Here is a 17,085-nt window from a genome sequence, read left to right on the forward strand (position 1 = left end):
TAACGCATTACAACAACAATCTTACGATTTTACCGCACCCAGCGTCATGCCGCTAACAAAGTATCTTTGCAGGAACGGATACACGATCAGGATCGGCACGGTAACGACGATGGTGATCGCCATTTTAATCGATTCCGGCGAGATTTGCGTCATCTTGGAAGCCATGTCGTTCGCATTGACCATTTGACCGCTGCCGCCCTGTTGGGTACTTTGCAGGACCTTCATCAGTTCGAATTGCAGAGTGGTCAGCTCCGGATGGCTGCCGTTGTAGAGATACGTATCGAACCAGGAATTCCATTGTCCGACCGCCAGGAACAATGCGATTGTCGCAAGTACCGGCTTACACAGAGGCAAGATGATTCGGAAGAAGATGGTCAGATCGTTTGCGCCGTCCAGCTTCGCCGATTCTTGCAGCGCATACGGCAGACCGTCCATGAAGGAGCGAATGACGATAACGTTGAAGGCGCTGACGATACCCGGCAGGATGTAGACCCAGAACGAGCCCAGCAGGCCCAGGTCGCGGAACAGGATGTAGACCGGAATCATGCCGCCGCTGACATACATCGTGACAACCAGGAAAGTCGAAGTGAACTTACGGGCCTGGAAGTCGGGACGGCTGAGCGTGTAGGCCAACATCGATGCGCTGATCAGGCCGAACACGGTACCGATCACGGTACGAAGAATCGAGTTCCACAGACCGCGGATCAGTCCTTCGTATTGGAAGATCTGCTGATAGTTCTCGAAAGTGAAGGCTCTCGGAATGATCGTGATGCCGCCTCTTACCGTATCGTTCGATTCGTTGAGCGAGATCGCCAATACGTTGAGGAACGGATACAGCGTAACGATCAGAACCAGCGACATCAGAATGATATTGACGACGTCGAATACTTTATCGCCGCGTGTGGCGTTGAATGCTTTAGGTGCTGCCATGACTGTTCCCCCCTTACATGATGCTTTCTTTGGATACTTTTTTGAAGATGCCGTTTACCGTGAACAGCAGGATTACGCTGACGACGGAGTTGAAGATACTGATGGCGGTACCGTACGAGAAGCGTCCCATTTGGAGCCCGTACTGCAACGCGTACAGTTCAAGCACCTGCGAGTATTCCAGCACCAAGTTGTTGCCGAGGAGCATTTGTTTCTCGAAACCGATCTGCATCAAGTGACCGATCTGCATGATGAACAGTACGGAGATCGTGGTCCGGATGCCCGGCAGCGTGATATGCCACATTTGTCTGTAACGGCTTGCTCCGTCGACGCGGGAAGCTTCGTACAGCTCGGGGTCGATACCCGTGATGGCAGCCAGATAGATGATCGTGTTCCAGCCCATTTCTTTCCAAACGTCGGAAGCGGTTACAATGTACCAGAACCACTCGCCCTTGGCCATAAACTGGATAGGCTCGTTAATGATATGAAGCCCGACCAGCAAATCGTTGATTGCGCCGCCTTGTGTCGAAAGCATTTTCGTAACAAGACCTGCTACAACGACCCAAGATACAAAGTGGGGGAGGTAAGAGACCGTTTGCACGAAACGTTTGAACATCATGCCGCGAAGTTCGTTAAGCAGGATTGCGAAGATGATCGGGATTACGAAGCCTACAACCAGGCCCATAACGCTCATCGCCAGCGTATTTCGAAGTGCGAGATAGAAGCGGTCATCCGAGAACAGTTCGACGAAGTGCTCAAATCCGACCCATTTTTGTTCGAAGAATCCTTTGGCCGGCTTGAAGTCTTGGAAGGCCATCGTCCATCCCCATAGAGGCAGATAACTGAAGATAAATGCCCAGATGATGAAAGGCAATGACATTAAATACAGGTACCTTTGCTGAAGAGCCGTTCGCCAGAAGCCTTGTGTTTTAAAGCGCTTACCAGCGAGTGGGTCCTTGGCAGGAGTACCCGGGTTGTTGTTGGAATTACCGCCTGGTGTGAGCGTTCCCATTTCTATAACCCCTCCTGATTTCCTTTATGTTTTTATGATAAGCGTTTTCTTTGAAAGCGCATACCCTATGAATTTTAGACAAAATCATGCGAAAATTAGACATGGAAAACGCCCACCCCCAAAATTCGCAAAAAAATAGGGTGAAAATCAGAGATTGTTCCTCCGATCATTCACCCTGTCCCCTGAAAATTAGAGATTGCCTTTGCATAACGACTCAGCTTTTTTCGAAATTTGTCAGATCGGCTCGAAGCCCGCTTCGCCCCCGATCATACTCAAGATTCGCCGCTTTGCTGCTCTCCGTGCGCCTCGCTGCGGTACGCGGAAGGCGACGTGCCTACGTATTTCCGGAATTTCGAGTGGAAATAATCCGCGTTGGAATAGCCGACGCGCGCCGCCACTTGATGCACTTTCAGGCCTTGCGCCAACAATTCTTTCGCTTTTTCGACCCTAACCTTGTCAACGAAAGCATTAAAATACTCGCCCGTGTAATTTTTGAACAACTTGCCGAGGTAGCCGCTGTTGTAACCGAACATTTCGGCCAACAGCTCAAGCTTCAAATTTTCGCTGTAATTGCGACGAATGAAATCGATCATCTGCTTCAGCACCGTGTCCTTGTTCGCGCCGCCGAAACGGTCGATCAACTCGCCGAAACGGGTATGCACCTGCTGCTTGAGCGCCCCGTAGCTTTGTGCCTGATTGACGTCCGAGAGCAGCAGGCTGTGATAGTTTTGAGCCAATTCCGCCGCCGAAGAGCTTCCGGAGGACAATTTCCCCATTGCCAGCGACAGCGTCCGGGAATATTCCCCCCGTACCGCAGCCTCGTCCATTCTCCGGCTTACCGCTTCTTGTTCGAGCTCGGCCAGTACCTTTTCCACGGCATCGCGGCTGCGAATGTCCAGCGCATAGTAGAGCTTGTCTCCGAGCTGCGGGCCGTCTTCGGATTCCGAGTCGAGTTCATCCGCGTTCCCGGTTGCAAACAGAGCCTGATAGGCGGCCGGATCGATAACCGAGCCATTTTCGAAAAAGAAACGGGCATGCAGCAAATGCTCGGCTTCCCGGAAAGAGGCGGAGAGCTCAAGCAGATGATCCACAGCCGGCCCGCAGGAAGCATGGAATTCCAGTTCTCCTGCCGCTTCCGTCAACTGATTGCGCAGTTTGTCCCCGCACTCCGCATGATTCTGGCGAACAAGCAGAAGTCCGATATGCGAACCTGCCGAGAACAGGATATCCCCGTTTTTTTCTTCAAAAGATTCCTTCAGGCGTTGACGGAATACCGCATGTTGGCGCGACTCCGTCTCCGCGCCGCCATGCGCGTCAAGCAGGACGATCCGGTAGGCCGGAGCCGAAAGTCCGAGCGCGTTCACCAGCTTTTCCCGATGTTCCTCGTCTTGCGGATCATCCTCGAACAGCAGCTCTTCGACCAGCTGCGCCTTCGGAAGAGCCGCCTCCTGCTCCATACGGGCGCTGCGGGCTTCCTTTTCCCGTTGCAGCAGCTCGTGCACCCGACGCAGCTCGTCGAGCAGTTCCGCTTCGTCAACCGGCTTCAGCAGATATCCGCTGACGCCGCTGACGATTGCCCGCTTCGCGTAATCGAATTCCGCATAGCCGCTCAGAATGAGGAAGTGCGCGGTCGAGTTTTCTTTCCGCACGCGCTCGATCAGGTCAAGGCCTGTCATCCCCGGCATTCGAATGTCGACGATGGTCAGGTCCGGCTCGATTCGACCGAATTTTTCGAGCCCTTCTTTGCCGTTGGATGCGGTGTCGACGATCTCGAATCCTTCCGACCCCCAATCGACGATCGTACGCAGTCCTTCCCGAATCATCGGCTCGTCGTCTACGATTAGCACTTTATACATCATTCGTCCCTCCCGGCGGGTATCTTGAAATAAATTTGCGTTCCTTTGCCCAGCTCGCTCGAAATGCGCAATCCGCACTCTTCCCCGTAAGTCATGACCAGCCGCTGATGCACGTTGCGAAGCCCGATGCGGCTGTCTTCGCTCTCTTCCTTTTCGCGGATCGATTCCTCGACCTGCCTGAGCCGCTCCGGCGTCATGCCGGCTCCGTTATCCACCACGTCGATCAGCACTTCTTCGCCCACCCGGACCGCGTGCAGGATCACGGCGCCTTCTGTTTCCTTGTTTTCCAAGCCGTGGACGATAGCGTTTTCGACTAGCGGTTGTACGATAAGCGGCGGCAGCATCACGTCAAGCGTATCTTCCCCTGCGGATAGCTCGTAATGCAGACGGTCGCCGTGACGGAATTTCTGGATATCCAGATAAGAGCGGACCATGTCCAGCTCGTTTTTGAGCGACGTATGGCGGTTGCCCAGCTCCAGATTCCGGCGGATCAGCTTGCCGAGCAGTTGAACGGCTCTCGCAATATCCTTTTCCCCTTGAATATGAGCACGCATTCGTATCGATTCCAACGCGTTAAAAAGAAAGTGCGGATTAATCTGACTGGCGAGCATCTTGAGCTTGATCTCACGCTGCATCACTTCCAGACGGTTGTTCGCTTCGCTTGCTTCATAGACTTGATTCATCAGTTCCTTGATATTGACGACCATGTAATTGAATTGCTCCGACAGTTGGCCGATCTCGTCATGCCCGTCGATTCGGGATACCGTATCCAGATCGCCTTCCGCCACCCGATTGAGATTGCGGTTCAATTTATTCAGACGCGAGCTGATCAGGCGAGAATTGAAGTACACCGCAAGCAACGCCATTAATAGAATAAAAGCGATCAAACCCGTTCCGATCAAACCAATCCGATTCGCGTCATGCACGATGCTCGCCGACGAGAACGCCGATATGATGGTCAGTCCGCTCTTGCTGGAATCGGGAATGAGTGTGTTGATCGAGACCTGATAATCCACGCCTTCGATCGCACGGTCAAACGTCTGCTCCTGCTCGGTATCACCCACCACAACCTCGAATCCCATATCGCGCAGCGTTTTCCCGATCGACGTCCGGTCTTTGGCCGCCACGATGTATCCGTCCTTATCGGCGACCATCGTATCGAACGGCTCTTGGCTCAGCAGTTCATTCAGATAGTTCGTATCCACTTGAATAACAAGCACGCTGCGTTTGCCCGTATTGGGGAAAAAAATTTGCCGGACCAGGCTCAACTGCTTCGTTGCCGACATGCTCGGATCATTCATGTCATTGATGTACATCCAGTAAATCGTACGTTCCTTCATAGCCTGCTCGTACCAAGTCGTGGCGCGGACTTCGCTATTGGCATTCATGAATTGCAGATTATCGAGCAAGGTCGGATTGTCCGTGAACAACTGGATGCTCTGAATCTCGCTATAGGCCCGGACATAATTCGTAAAGTCGGTATAGTTGCGATAAGCATTCACCAATTCGATCGGATTGTCTTCGGAATAAATAGTCGTCGCGACACGCTCCATATCCCGATCCAATAAAAGTTGGTTGGATACGCTGATCGGCACGTTGAGCTGGTTCTCGATCTGGGTCTTGATTCGCTGCACGTTGTTCTCGGTCTGCTCGGTGGCCTTCTCTAACGCATCTTGCCTGAAATATTGAATAACGATAAGACCCACTATTAATACCGGGATCATGACAACGATTACATAAAAAAAGATCAACTTATTGCGGATTTTCATGTCGTTCAACCATCTGACAAAGGGTTTCGTCACACTTCTCATCACATGCTTCATCCTCCGCGCATCAGGCGATTCTCGATGCTTCTCGCCTTACCGGTCGCCTTGCGGCCCTCTCTCATCATAACACAGAACGCGGCGGCTGTTCATGCGCATGCAAGCTTGTCTTCCATTGCGAATTCGGCCAAAGCGGACTATACTGACAACAGTGCTATCCTTTCAAGGAGGGTTTATGTATTATTTAGCCGCTTTTGTATTATCGCTGACGGTCGCTTTGATTTTGATTCCCGTTTTGCGCAGATGGGCGGTGCAACTCGATTTTGTCGACAAGCCGCGCCCGGATAACGAACGTAAACTGCACCGTGAACCGATTCCGCTGATGGCGGGAATTGCTTTGTTCGCCGGATTTGCTGCCACTTACATATTGTTTACTGACATGACGCCTACAGAATCCGCTGCCGTACTCGGCGGTTCGCTGCTCATTCTATTGATTGGCCTAGTCGATGACTGGTATAAGGTCAGTCAACGCGAATTTCCCGCATTGCCCAAATTGATCGTGCAGCTGCTTGCCGCATTGCTCGTCTACTTGGCAGGTATTCGATTCTCCGGCTTCTCCAATCCGTTCACGGATAGTTATGTCGTGCTGCCGGAATGGCTTCAGCTGGTGCTGACCTTGCTCTGGATTTTCGGCGTTACGACCGTTATCAACTTCACGGACGGCTTGGACGGTCTTGCAGGCAGCTTGGCAACGATCTCGGCAGGTACGCTGTTCGTAGTCGCTATTGCCCAGCAGCGCGGCGATTCCGCGATCATGGCGATCAGCCTCGTCGGCGTGGGTCTGGCTTATCTGAAGTATAACAAGCCTCCGGCCAAGGTCTACATGGGAGACTCGGGAGCCACGTTCCTCGGTTTCATTTTGGCGATTATCGCTCTGGACGGCGCTTTCAAGCAGGCTACGATGCTCTCGCTGCTCGTACCGATCCTGGCGCTTGGCGTGCCGATCTTCGATAACATCTTCGTGGTATTGAAACGTCTGAAGAACGGCAAAAAAATCTACGAAGCCGATGCTTCGCAGATCCACTACAGACTGCTCTCAACCGGTCTGAACCCCAAGCAGGTTTTGTTCGTTCTGTGCTTGGTCAGCGTGTGCCTGAGCTTGTCTTCGATCATTCTGGTACTGCTGCCCGTTTAAAAGGCCGTGCACGCGTATCGTGCAGGCCGTGTAACCCAACTAAAAAGCCCCGAATTCGATCTTGGGATCGAATTCGGGGCTTTTGACTCGGCAGGGATGCTTGGTCTGCATAGAAGACGCAAAACAAGTTCCAGCTTTCTTGAATCGCCTGTCTCGCGAGGCCTTCTACTTCCGGTTCATCCGATAATGCAGCAGCACCTGAGCGCCGACAGGGCCGGACTTCCGATGTCCCCGGTCTTCGAAGCCAGCTTGCTCGTATACGCGCAATGCCGCTTCATTATGCTGATTGACCACCAGCACGATCTCGTTCATATCCGGGAAGTAGTCGCTGACGAATTTAGGCAGCAAAGTCATCGCCTGCTTGGCGTAGCCGTTCCCCTGCTCCGGCAAATTCACCGACATGGAACGCACCAGCATGGCGCGCGGCGATTCCGTAATGCTGCGTATCCGATCCCCACGATGAAGAACAAAGAACCCGACCGGCTTTTTTTCCACAAGAATAACGATCGGATGGCGGTCCCGATCTTCACGGCAAAGTTGGATAGCCCTAATCGGCAATGCCGTATATTTCTCCTGTTCTTCGGACACTTGGTAGTCCTCGAACAGAGCCTTTTCATACTCCGGGCGGAAAAACTTCAACTCGACCTTCAATTCCGTTCCCTCAGGCATACTGCTCATCCTGTGTTCCTCCTGTCTTCCCTCCCGGTACCACGTTCGCCGTAGCTCGGCAGGAAGTTGTGAAGATGACGTCTACCCTACTATTAAACGCGAATATTCCCTCTCTAACCGCCGACTCTGGCCGAATCGAAATCATTCAATGATCTGTTTGACCCGTCCAACCTGTCCGTCCTGCAAACGAACCTTGATCCCGTGCGGGTGCGTAGCGGAATTGGTCAACAGATCTTTGACGACGCCTCTGGTCAGCGCCCCCGTCGACTGATCTTTTTTGAGCACGATATCGACAGTCAGACCTGGTCGAATCGCGGATCGATTATTTCCGTTCATAAATGTCTCTCCTTCTCTATGTGCAATCATTTCCTTAATCATAGCATAAGCCCGCACGTTGTCCCATTTTAAACAAGAAACGCCGCGGTTCGCTGAAAAAGCGAACCGCGGCGCATATCTATACAACTTTTTTCTATTCGTTCAATGCAGCTTGCAAAGCCGCCAGATTGGCACGCATGATCGACAAATAATCCTCGCCCGCGGCGATCTCTTCCTCTGTCAGACCTTCAAGGGGATTTAATACGGCCGTCTTGGCTCCGATCTCCGATGCAATCGCTTCAGCGACCTTGGAGGATACAAGCGTCTCGAAGAAGATGGTCTTCACATCGTGTTCTTTGGCAAACTCGACGATCTCGGCCATCTCCTGCGCGGACGGTTCCTGCTCAGGCGATAATCCGGCGATAGGTACCTGCGTCAGGCCGTACTCACGTGCCAGATAACCGAAAGCCGCGTGTTGCGTGATGAAATCCGTACGTTTCGTGCCGGACAGTCCGTCTTTGAATTCAGTATCCAATGCTTCCAATTTGGCAACATAGGCATCTGCGTTACTTTTATATTGATCGGCATTAGCCGGGTCCTTTTCCGCAAAAGCTTTCTCGATGCCGCGAACTTCTTCGACCGCCAGCGCAGGCGACAACCACACGTGCGGATCTAATCCGCCGTGATCGTGACTGTGCGCATGGCCCGCTTCTTCTGCGTGGTCATGGTCGTGTTCTTCCGTTACGGCTTCATCATGGGAATGGTCGTGCTCTTCTTCTGCCGCGGCATCATGGTCGTGATCATGGTCATGGCCTTCTTCAGCAGCTTCGTCGTGTCCGTGATCGTGTCCTTCTTCGGAACCTTCCATAATATCGATGCCTTTGCTGGCTTCGACCGCCAACAAGTCGCCGTTAGCCGAAGCATCCAGCACCTGGTCGACCCAGCTTTCCATACCCGCTCCGTTATAAACAAGCAGGTCGGCTTCCTCGATCTTGGCAATATCCTGCGGCGTCGGCTCCCAATCATGCGGCTCCGTTCCGGCAGGTACGAGAAGCTCGACATCCGCCAAATCGCCGCCTACGTTACGAGCAAATTCATACATCGGATAAAAGCTCGTTTCGACTTTGAGCTTTTCGGCCGGAGTTGCAGCCTCTTCCGTTGTACCGGATGCTTGTGCATTAGTTTCGGCAGTCGAAGCTGGAGTCGTCGCGACTTCAGACGCATTCGAGCCGCAACCTCCCAAGATCAGCATTAAGCTAAGGAACGAAGCTCCTACACCTACTTGAATTGTATTTCGTCTATTTTTCATACCGTTTCGATTCCTTCCTTTCCACTCGTGTTGTCATCGGATTGATGAGTCATCTCTGTTTTTGTATAAGAAATTCCCTGCCTGCCACGAATTTTCCGCTTCCCTAGTAAAAGAAGCTTTTGCAAAGCCATGCCCAGCAGCAGAAAAAGGAGCAAAATAAGCGCAATCGTACCGCCCGGAGGCGTATTCGCGACATAAGATGCGGTCAGTCCGCCGAAGATCCCGGTTAGCCCGATTCCGACAGCCATGATAACCGCCGAGAAAAAACCTCCCGCGATGCGTAAAGCCAAAGCGGCCGGCAGTACGAGCAACGCAGACACCAACAGCACGCCTACGACCGGCATCGCCGCGGCTACCGTCATCCCTGTCAACACAGAGAAGGCTGTCGACAACGTACGGACTTGAACGCCGCTGATTCCCGCTGTTTCTTCATCGAACGTCAACGCATAAAGCGGACGCCTGAACACAATAAAAAAGATCAAACCCAGCACGGTAGCTCCGCCGATCAGCCAAAGCTGCGTCGAACTGACCGCCACGATCGATCCGAACAAATACGAGCTAAAGCTCTGCGACAGCGTTCGGCCGAAACTCATCAGAACGACTGCCGTCGCCAAGCCGCCCGTCATCATAATCGCAACCGGAACTTCCGCGTATGTACGGTAAAGCCCTCTCAGCCTTTCTATCAACAGTGCAGCCGCTACCGCCGCAATAAAGCCGCCGATCGACGGATTTCCGCCGAGCAGCGACCCTGCCGCCACGCCTGCCAAAGACACGTGCGACAGCGTATCCGCCATCAACACCTGTCTGCGCAGCATCAGGTAGACACCCAGAACAGGCGCGACTAATCCAATCAGCGCGCCTGCCAAAAAAGCACGTTGCATAAATTCGTAAGCCAGCATCTGCGTCACTCCATTTCCCAGCGGTCGCCGGCCAATCCAGGTTCCGGCTGGCTCTCGGCCACGTCCGGCGCAATCTGCGGATGCCCGGCTTCAAGCCGTTCCAACGTCACGATCCGATCCAGATAACGCCCCGCTTCTTCCAAGCCGTGCGTCACCATAACCACCGTCACGCCATGATGCCGAACCTGATGCCGCATCAGCCGATACAATTCGGTGCGGCTGCGAATATCCATCCCCGTTGTCGGTTCGTCGAGAATGAGCACATCCGGGCATTGCACAAGCGCTCTGGCAATGCAGACGCGCTGCTTTTGCCCGCCGGATAATTCTCCGATGCGGCGGCGGCGCAAATCCCACATGCCCACCTGCTCCAGACTATCCCGAACGAGGCGCTCTTCTTCTGCACCGAAGCGTCCGAACAATCCGACACGCGAATGACAACCGGAACGCACTAGCTCGATCACCCGGCTCGGAAAGCCCGCATTGAACGAGGACGCCTGCTGCGGAACATAACCGATCACCGGCTTGCCGCCGCCAAAGGCTTCCTTATTCAATTCGACAGCGCCGCTCCACGGCTTAAGCAGACCGAGCAGCAGCTTCAGCACGGTCGTCTTGGCTGTTCCGTTAGGTCCGGTAATGCCGAGGAATTCGCCTTTATGCACATCCAACGACACATGGTGCACGACCGGCTCGTCTCCGTAACCGAATACGACGTCCCGCATGGAAGATAGAATCACGTTTACCGCCCCTTACGTAATCATTACGATTAAAAAAGAATAAAAAATTTTGTACCTTGCTTGGCCGAACGTTATCTTAACGAGTTTCCCGGTGAATCGTCATCTTTTTCAAACGCGGGCTGTATTTCTTCAACTCCAAGCGTTCCGGATGATTACGTTTGTTCTTCGTTGTCGTGTAGTTGCGGTCTCCGCATTCGGTGCAAGCCAGTGTCACGATGACTCTCATGGTTAAAACCCTCCTGTAAAGTAAAAGTATAAGGACGATCACACGTACCGCGCACGATGTTTCGACCTTTTAATAGTTATCGTAATTTTTACGAATAAAACAAAGTATAACGAAGCCTCTCAGCTATGTCAACATGAACAGTCGCTTTTGATTCTTTCATCCACCGGACAACCATTCTTGCATCCGCTTGGTTTACCAGCTCGATTTCGTTACGCCGGGGATCTGTCCTTTATGCGCCAACTCGCGAAACGCGATACGGGAAACTTTGAATTTACGCAGATAACCGCGGGGACGTCCCGTGATCTCGCAGCGGTTTTTCAGACGGGTCGGCGACGAATCGCGCGGCAATTTTTGCAAAGCGGCATAGTCGCCTTTGGCTTTCAATTCACGGCGCAGATCCGCGTACTTCGCTACCATTTCCTGACGTTTTTTCTCGCGTACCACTTTCGACTTTTTAGCCATATTGAATGTCTCCTTTTTCTATCTTATTTTTGCTGTTTTAAAAGGTGCAGGTCACACGTTTACTGCCTCCGCGGTCGTCCACGGCAGCGGGTTCGCGAAGGTCGACCAGTCCGCCCGCATCTCTTGCTCGTTCAACAGACAAGCATCCAGCTCGGATTCAAGCTCTTCCCGCTCCATTTCGATTCCGATCAGCACGAATTCGTTGATCCGATCGCCGACGTCGGCGTCCCAACCTTCCGCAAGCTCCGGCTGATCCGCAAACAGTTCTTCGCGCTCCTGCTCCGGCAGCCCGGCAATCCAGCTTCCTGCGGGTCCGAATTGGATCGAAGGCCCGGCCTGACTGAAGCTCGCGGCCCAGTCTTCCTTCACGGCGATCCACATCAATCCTTTGGCGCGCACGACTTCCATCGGCCATTCGGCTAGCAAATTCGCCAAACGCTCCGGATGAAAAGGCGTTCTGCGACGATACACGAACGAGCCGATCCCGTACTCTTCCGTTTCCGGCGTATGTTCTTCCTTCTGCAATTCGCGCAGCCATCCCGGTGCCAGGCTCGCTTTTTCAAAATCGAACAGTCCCGTATTCAAAATCTCGGACAACTCCACTTCGCCGCGAACCGTACGAATGATTTTCGCCGACGGTTGAAGCTTGCGCAGCACGCCTTCCAGACGACGCAGTTCGCTTTCTTCGACCAGATCGCACTTGTTCAAGAGCAGCACGTCGCAGGTCTCCACCTGATCGATCAGCAAATCCGTCACGTCGCGCGTATCGTCTTCGGCGGTCGCTTGGCCTCGTGCCAGCAGACTTTCGCCGGATTCGAAATCATGCCAGAACCGATACGCATCTACCACCGTCACCATGCAGTCCAACCGCGCAAGCGACGTCAGATCCACGCCTGTCTCGTCATCCGCATACGTAAACGTCTGCGCGATCGGCACCGGCTCGCTGATCCCCGTCGATTCGATAAGGATATAGTCGAAACGCCCTTCCGACGCCAGCCGCTCCACTTCGCGCAGCAAATCTTCCCGCAGCGTGCAGCAGATACAGCCGTTGGACATCTCCACCAGCTTCTCTTCGGTACGCGACAACCCCGCTTCGCCCGCAACCAATCCCGCGTCCACGTTGATCTCGCTCATATCGTTGACGATGACCGCCACTTTCAAGCCCTGACGGTTATGAAGAATATGATTCAAAAGAGTCGTTTTCCCCGATCCCAAATACCCGCACAGGACGGTAACCGGAATCTTCTTTGTTTCCATATCTACCGCTCCTCAAATAAATAGTAATTATTACGATTAACGAAGAATACTATACTCCTATTCCTCAAAAGCTGTCAACGGTTATAAAAAAAGAAACCCGATTGGATTCGGGCTTCTCTGATTTTGTCGATAAAGTCACGTGGGTGCGGGAAGCGAGCAGACTGCGAGAGAAATTCGTTCCGGTCGCGTGTTGAATTCTGGAAAAAAGATTGAAGTTTTATTTGTATTTTCCCGAGTTCAAAGGCGAACGCTATCGCTCCTTCACTGAATTTCTCTCTCCGTCTGCTCGCTTCCAGCTACGTTTGTTTTCACCACAAAAAAAGAAATCCGATCGAAGTCGGATTTCTTTTTTTTTAATCTTTCCGCTTTTTTCTTTCCTTCCCTTCAAACAAAACGACTTAGCGCTAGCGGAGGGAGAAATTCAGTGAGGGACGCCTTTGAACTCGGAAAGATTCCGCTAAAAATTCCAATCGAACTTTCCGGGTGAGACAGCGGCCCGAACGAATTTCTCCCGCAGCGCCCCCCGCTCAGTCGTATTTGTTTATCTTCTTTCCTTCGCTTTGTCCGAGCAGATATTCGAAATCGTTCTCCAAGCGCTTGCGTTCCGCTTTTTTCGCTTCGGCGGCCTGACGTTGTTCTTCGTCGCGGCGCTCCTGTTCGGTGGCTTTCAGTTCGTTCGCTTGCGCTTGCAGCTTGGCCAAAACTTCCGGGTTCAACATATCTTTGAGCGTTGCCGGCTTGTCCGATGCGGCCGGACGAGCAGCAGGCTGTTTTTTCTTTGCGGCCATTCGTGTTTCCTCCCTGTAGTTACAGTCTTCTTTTTATTATACGGCGACCGGAATGGGAAAGGAACCCTGGCTATTTGTTGCCAATGCAAGAAAAGACCTGTGTATAAATCGGACTTTACCCACAGGTTATTCTACCCTTATACACAAGTTTATCCCCAAAAATCGACATCTTATCCCCAACCTGTTGAAATCTTTCACAATTTCTTCATCATTTTGGGTTTTTCTATCCACAATTCTCCTGTCGCTCCTATATCGTCCACTGATCGCTGATGATGCCCGACAACTTCCATTCCCCCTGTTTTTGTTCGAAAACAAAACGAAGGCTTCCCCAGTCCATGCCTCCGACATTCCCTATTCCGCTTCGACCGCCTTTAACGTAAAATTCGACGAATTGGGCATCCGGGTAGACTTCTTTCAAATTGCTGACGGTATTGCCGCTGCCTATGATCCGGTTATATCCGACGCCGTCCGGAGCGGTGTACGGCAGATTGTTCAGGAATCGATCGTAATAACCGCGAAAATCAAGCCGGATGACTTCGCCGCTTCCGTCGTACAATCCCCAGATATAAGGCTTCCGATTCTCCCAGGCTTCGCGAATCTGCTGCGGCGTCAGCACAAGATCCGCTCCGACGCCGACATACGCGTACGGGGAAAAACGAATACCGCTCGGCGCCGCCATATCGGCCAACGTCTCGAAGTCCCGGTCCTTGAGCGCACGAAGTGCCAGGTTCGCTTCGCGCGTAATTTTCTTTTTCAACGCTGCCGACGGATTGCTGCTCACTGACGAAACGATTCGTTCGTTTGTTACGGAATCCATGGCCGCTGCGGCCTGAACAGGTACAGCCGAACATTCTGCCAAAAAAGCTGCCGTTACAAGAAAACTCGTTGCTCCGATACGCCAGTTTCTGCTTTTGTCCATTGTGCTTCGCTCCTTATTCGGGCTTCAGCCCGCATAGTCGTTAGCTGCCCCTTCAGATCAGGCTTGGTTCGCGTTCCTTTTTTGCGCTGCGAACGGCTTCGATCTGTCGAATGCGTCCGTCTTCCATCACAGCGATCGTCCACTCCCAACCTTCTTCGTTCAACGTATCGCCCTGCTTGAGATCGAACTTTTCCGACAATAACCAGCCGCCGATCGTATACACTTCTTCCGAATCGATATCGGTACCCAGCTTGCGGTTGACATCATGCAGCAGCGCGTTCGAGCTGAGCAGGAAACGGTCTTGCCCGTCCGGGCGAATCAGCGGCGTCGGCGCGGTTACGCCTGCGGGGGAAGAGCTGGACGGGATATCGCCCACGATTTCTTCAAGCAGATCCTCGAGCGTGACCAGCCCCGACGTTCCGCCGTATTCGTCCATCAGCACCGCCATATGAATGCCTTCCTTTTGCATCCGGCCGAGTAGATCGCGCGCCCGCACGGTCTCGATGACTTGAATAACGGGACGGATATACGGAGCAATCGACTGCGGCTGGGCGTTTCCTTTTCTCACGTAATCGCTCAGCACTTGCTTTACATTGACCATGCCGACAATATGATCCTTATCCCCGTCTACGGAGACCGGCACCAGGCTGTATGTTTTCGGTTCGATCAGCTTCAGCAGGGCTTGCACGTCCGCGTTCTGCGAAATATGGCGAATCTCCGTGCGCGGCACCATGATCTCTTGGGCGTCGCGCTCGTCGAAATCGAACACATTGTTGAGATAGCGGTATTCGGTCGGGGTGATTTCTCCGCTTTTGAAGCCTTCGGACAGCGCCAGGCGCAGTTCCGCTTCGCTTTGCGCCGCTTCGCCTTCAGTCAACGGCTTAAGCCCGAACAATCCGGTGATGATGCGGGACGAGCGGCTTAAAATCCAGTTGAACGGGTACGTAATCCGGTAAAAAATGATCAGCGGACGTGCCAGTGCGAGCGCCAACGGTTCGGCCACCTGGATCGCGACGGTCTTCGGCACAAGCTCCCCGATCAACACCTCGAAGAACGTCAGAATGAGGAACGCCAACAGGAACGACAGGACGCCTGTGATCGAGGTCGGAATATGCAGCCAGACAAATACGGGCGCCAACAGCTCCTCGACCGTCGATTCGCCCAGCCAACCGAGCGCCAATGACGTGAGCGTCGTGCCGAGCTGACTGGCGGACAGAAACTCGTCAAGACGCGATAAGATTCGTTTAACCGCCTGCGCGTTTTTGTTGCCGTCTTCCGCCAGTTGATTGATCCGCGAGACGCGTACCCGAATGATCGAATATTCGGACGCTACGAAAAACGCGGTGAGCAAAATAAGAACGATAACCAGGATCACGTTTACGATTTCCACATCGACTCTCCGTTTCCGGTGTATTGCCGGGGAAACGGAGAACACCCCCTTCGCAACTTCGTCGATTCCGGCGTTTGCCGAAACCGTAACTTTGTGATACCTATATACCCATTTTTACACATCCGGCTTCGTCGATATGAACCTGCAACCTGCCTGGATCGCGTCTTACGTTCTGCGTTCCGATATCAAAAAAGCCGCGGTGCCGCAGCGAATTCCATTCAGAATGCGAAAGGATTTTCTACTGCGTATTCCGCGGCTGATCGCCTTGAAGAATTTCGGTTGAATATGGCGTACCTTAACGGCTTAACCCGTTAACGTTACTGCTTTCGGTTTGATTTTCCGATTGACCAGATAGACGCCGCTTCCGATCAGCACGAGCCCGAGCAGCAAGAAACGGCTGAACGGTTCATGCAAAGCAAGCGTACCGACGAGCACCGACAGCAGCGGCACCATGAAGGTATAGGATGCGACTTGGCTCGCCTCTCCCGATCGGGTCAGCGTGATGTAAATGATCCAGGACAGCGCGATACCGACGAAAATGCCGAATAACAGCCCGATCCAATAGGCGCCGTTCCATACGATATCGCTCCAGCTCTCGGTCAGCGAACCGGACAACGTCAGCAGAATGCCCCCGAACGTACATTGGAAAGCGACCAACCAGAGCGAATCGACGTCGGCGGCGGACTTTTTGATAAACACGGTGCCCAGCGCCCAGCTGAGTGCCGATCCGAGTGCCAAAACAACGCCGATCGCGGCAATATGCCCCGAGAATCCGCCGACGCTGACCGCGATCACGCCGAGGAAGCCCAGCAGCAGACCTGTCGCTTTCGGCAGCGTCATGCGTTCGTTCAGCCACAGCGCCGCGAACAAGCCGACCAACACGGGTTGCAAGTATACGAGAACGGTGAACAAGCCGGACGGCATATAGATCAGTCCTACCGTTTGCAGACCGTAGAATAACGCCACGTTCAACAGCCCGGAGATCAGATAGACCTTCCAGTTCTTTTTCCACTGGATGCGATCGCGCTTGGGCAGTAAAAAGATCACTAACAATAAGCCCCCGATCAGCGTGCGCATTCCTGCGAACAACAGCGGCGGCGTATAGTCGAGCGCGACTTTGTAGATGGACCAGGACACGCCCCAGATCAGAACGAGCGCCACGATCAAGATCATGCGCTGCATTCCGGATAATGTTTTCATGTTGATATTCTCCTCTATGCTGTAATAACGACAATCTCGATCATACGCCTGACCCAACATAGTTTCAATAAAATTGCGGCTAAATATTTTAAAAGGCAGGAAGTTAGCATTTATTTAACGAATGTATGTATATAGAAATAGAGTGAATCTAAGGGATTTTTGCT

17 protein-coding genes are annotated in these 17,085 nt (G+C 52.9%); 1 reads left to right on the top strand and 16 read right to left on the bottom strand.

What is annotated here, in order from left to right; all coding sequences use genetic code 11:
• Window positions 1-21: 21 nt before the first annotated feature.
• The 4 genes from SACSAC_RS26010 to SACSAC_RS26025 form a co-directional block, all read right to left on the bottom strand.
• Window positions 22-930 (bottom strand): carbohydrate ABC transporter permease, encoded by a 909-nt coding sequence (locus SACSAC_RS26010; RefSeq protein WP_037291449.1) that lies wholly within the window; start codon window positions 928-930, stop codon window positions 22-24.
• A 13-nt stretch (window positions 931-943) separates the two neighbouring features.
• A complete protein-coding gene (locus SACSAC_RS26015; protein ID WP_037291452.1) occupies window positions 944-1,939 on the bottom strand; it encodes an ABC transporter permease in 996 nt (331 codons plus the stop codon).
• A gap of 272 nt (window positions 1,940-2,211) precedes the next feature.
• Entirely contained in the window at window positions 2,212-3,795 is a 1,584-nt protein-coding gene (locus SACSAC_RS26020) for a response regulator (protein WP_037291453.1), read from the bottom strand.
• The gene (locus SACSAC_RS26025) at window positions 3,795-5,606 is read right to left on the bottom strand and encodes a sensor histidine kinase (RefSeq protein WP_037291459.1); all 1,812 of its coding nucleotides are present in this window, start codon (window positions 5,604-5,606) and stop codon (window positions 3,795-3,797) included. The genes SACSAC_RS26020 and SACSAC_RS26025 overlap by 1 nt, the downstream gene beginning before the upstream one ends.
• A gap of 187 nt (window positions 5,607-5,793) precedes the next feature.
• On the opposite strand from SACSAC_RS26025, the gene SACSAC_RS26030 reads away from it, so the two are divergent.
• Entirely contained in the window at window positions 5,794-6,753 is a 960-nt protein-coding gene (locus SACSAC_RS26030; protein ID WP_037291460.1) for a glycosyltransferase family 4 protein, read from the top strand.
• Between the two features lie 165 nt (window positions 6,754-6,918).
• Here SACSAC_RS26030 and SACSAC_RS26035 read toward each other — a convergent pair whose 3' ends face one another.
• The 12 genes from SACSAC_RS26035 to SACSAC_RS26090 form a co-directional block, all read right to left on the bottom strand.
• The gene (locus SACSAC_RS26035) at window positions 6,919-7,431 is read right to left on the bottom strand and encodes a GNAT family N-acetyltransferase (RefSeq protein WP_037291462.1); all 513 of its coding nucleotides are present in this window, start codon (window positions 7,429-7,431) and stop codon (window positions 6,919-6,921) included.
• A 132-nt stretch (window positions 7,432-7,563) separates the two neighbouring features.
• Window positions 7,564-7,758 carry a YwbE family protein gene (locus tag SACSAC_RS26040; RefSeq protein ID WP_037291463.1) on the bottom strand — a complete coding sequence of 65 codons (195 nt, stop codon included), beginning with the start codon at window positions 7,756-7,758 and terminating at the stop codon, window positions 7,564-7,566.
• Between the two features lie 133 nt (window positions 7,759-7,891).
• A complete protein-coding gene (locus tag SACSAC_RS26045) occupies window positions 7,892-9,046 on the bottom strand; it encodes a metal ABC transporter substrate-binding protein (RefSeq protein ID WP_037291465.1) in 1,155 nt (384 codons plus the stop codon).
• Entirely contained in the window at window positions 9,043-9,945 is a 903-nt protein-coding gene (locus tag SACSAC_RS26050) for a metal ABC transporter permease (protein ID WP_051507428.1), read from the bottom strand. Before SACSAC_RS26050 ends, SACSAC_RS26045 begins: the two co-directional genes overlap by 4 nt.
• Window positions 9,946-9,950: 5 nt before the next feature.
• The gene (locus SACSAC_RS26055; protein ID WP_084778370.1) at window positions 9,951-10,679 is read right to left on the bottom strand and encodes a metal ABC transporter ATP-binding protein; all 729 of its coding nucleotides are present in this window, start codon (window positions 10,677-10,679) and stop codon (window positions 9,951-9,953) included.
• Window positions 10,680-10,755: 76 nt separating this feature from the next.
• Window positions 10,756-10,905: a 50S ribosomal protein L33 gene (gene rpmG / locus SACSAC_RS26060; protein ID WP_037291467.1), complete on the bottom strand. Its 150-nt coding sequence runs from the start codon at window positions 10,903-10,905 to the stop codon at window positions 10,756-10,758.
• Window positions 10,906-11,097: 192 nt separating this feature from the next.
• Complete coding sequence (gene rpsN, locus SACSAC_RS26065) at window positions 11,098-11,367, bottom strand: 30S ribosomal protein S14 (protein WP_037291468.1); 270 nt, start codon at window positions 11,365-11,367, stop codon at window positions 11,098-11,100.
• A gap of 51 nt (window positions 11,368-11,418) precedes the next feature.
• Complete coding sequence (locus SACSAC_RS26070) at window positions 11,419-12,624, bottom strand: GTP-binding protein (protein ID WP_037291469.1); 1,206 nt, start codon at window positions 12,622-12,624, stop codon at window positions 11,419-11,421.
• 527 nt (window positions 12,625-13,151) lie between these two features.
• Window positions 13,152-13,412 carry a YqkE family protein gene (locus SACSAC_RS26075; RefSeq protein WP_037291471.1) on the bottom strand — a complete coding sequence of 87 codons (261 nt, stop codon included), beginning with the start codon at window positions 13,410-13,412 and terminating at the stop codon, window positions 13,152-13,154.
• Window positions 13,413-13,659: 247 nt separating this feature from the next.
• Window positions 13,660-14,331: a hypothetical protein gene (locus SACSAC_RS26080; protein ID WP_051507429.1), complete on the bottom strand. Its 672-nt coding sequence runs from the start codon at window positions 14,329-14,331 to the stop codon at window positions 13,660-13,662.
• Window positions 14,332-14,383: 52 nt separating this feature from the next.
• Window positions 14,384-15,721, bottom strand: a complete 1,338-nt coding sequence (locus SACSAC_RS26085; RefSeq protein ID WP_037291473.1) for a hemolysin family protein — start codon at window positions 15,719-15,721, stop codon at window positions 14,384-14,386.
• Between the two features lie 303 nt (window positions 15,722-16,024).
• Entirely contained in the window at window positions 16,025-16,921 is an 897-nt protein-coding gene (locus SACSAC_RS26090) for a DMT family transporter (protein ID WP_037291475.1), read from the bottom strand.
• Window positions 16,922-17,085 lie beyond the last annotated feature (164 nt).

This window comes from Saccharibacillus sacchari DSM 19268 (genome assembly GCF_000585395.1).
GTDB classification, from domain to species: domain Bacteria; phylum Bacillota; class Bacilli; order Paenibacillales; family Paenibacillaceae; genus Saccharibacillus; species Saccharibacillus sacchari.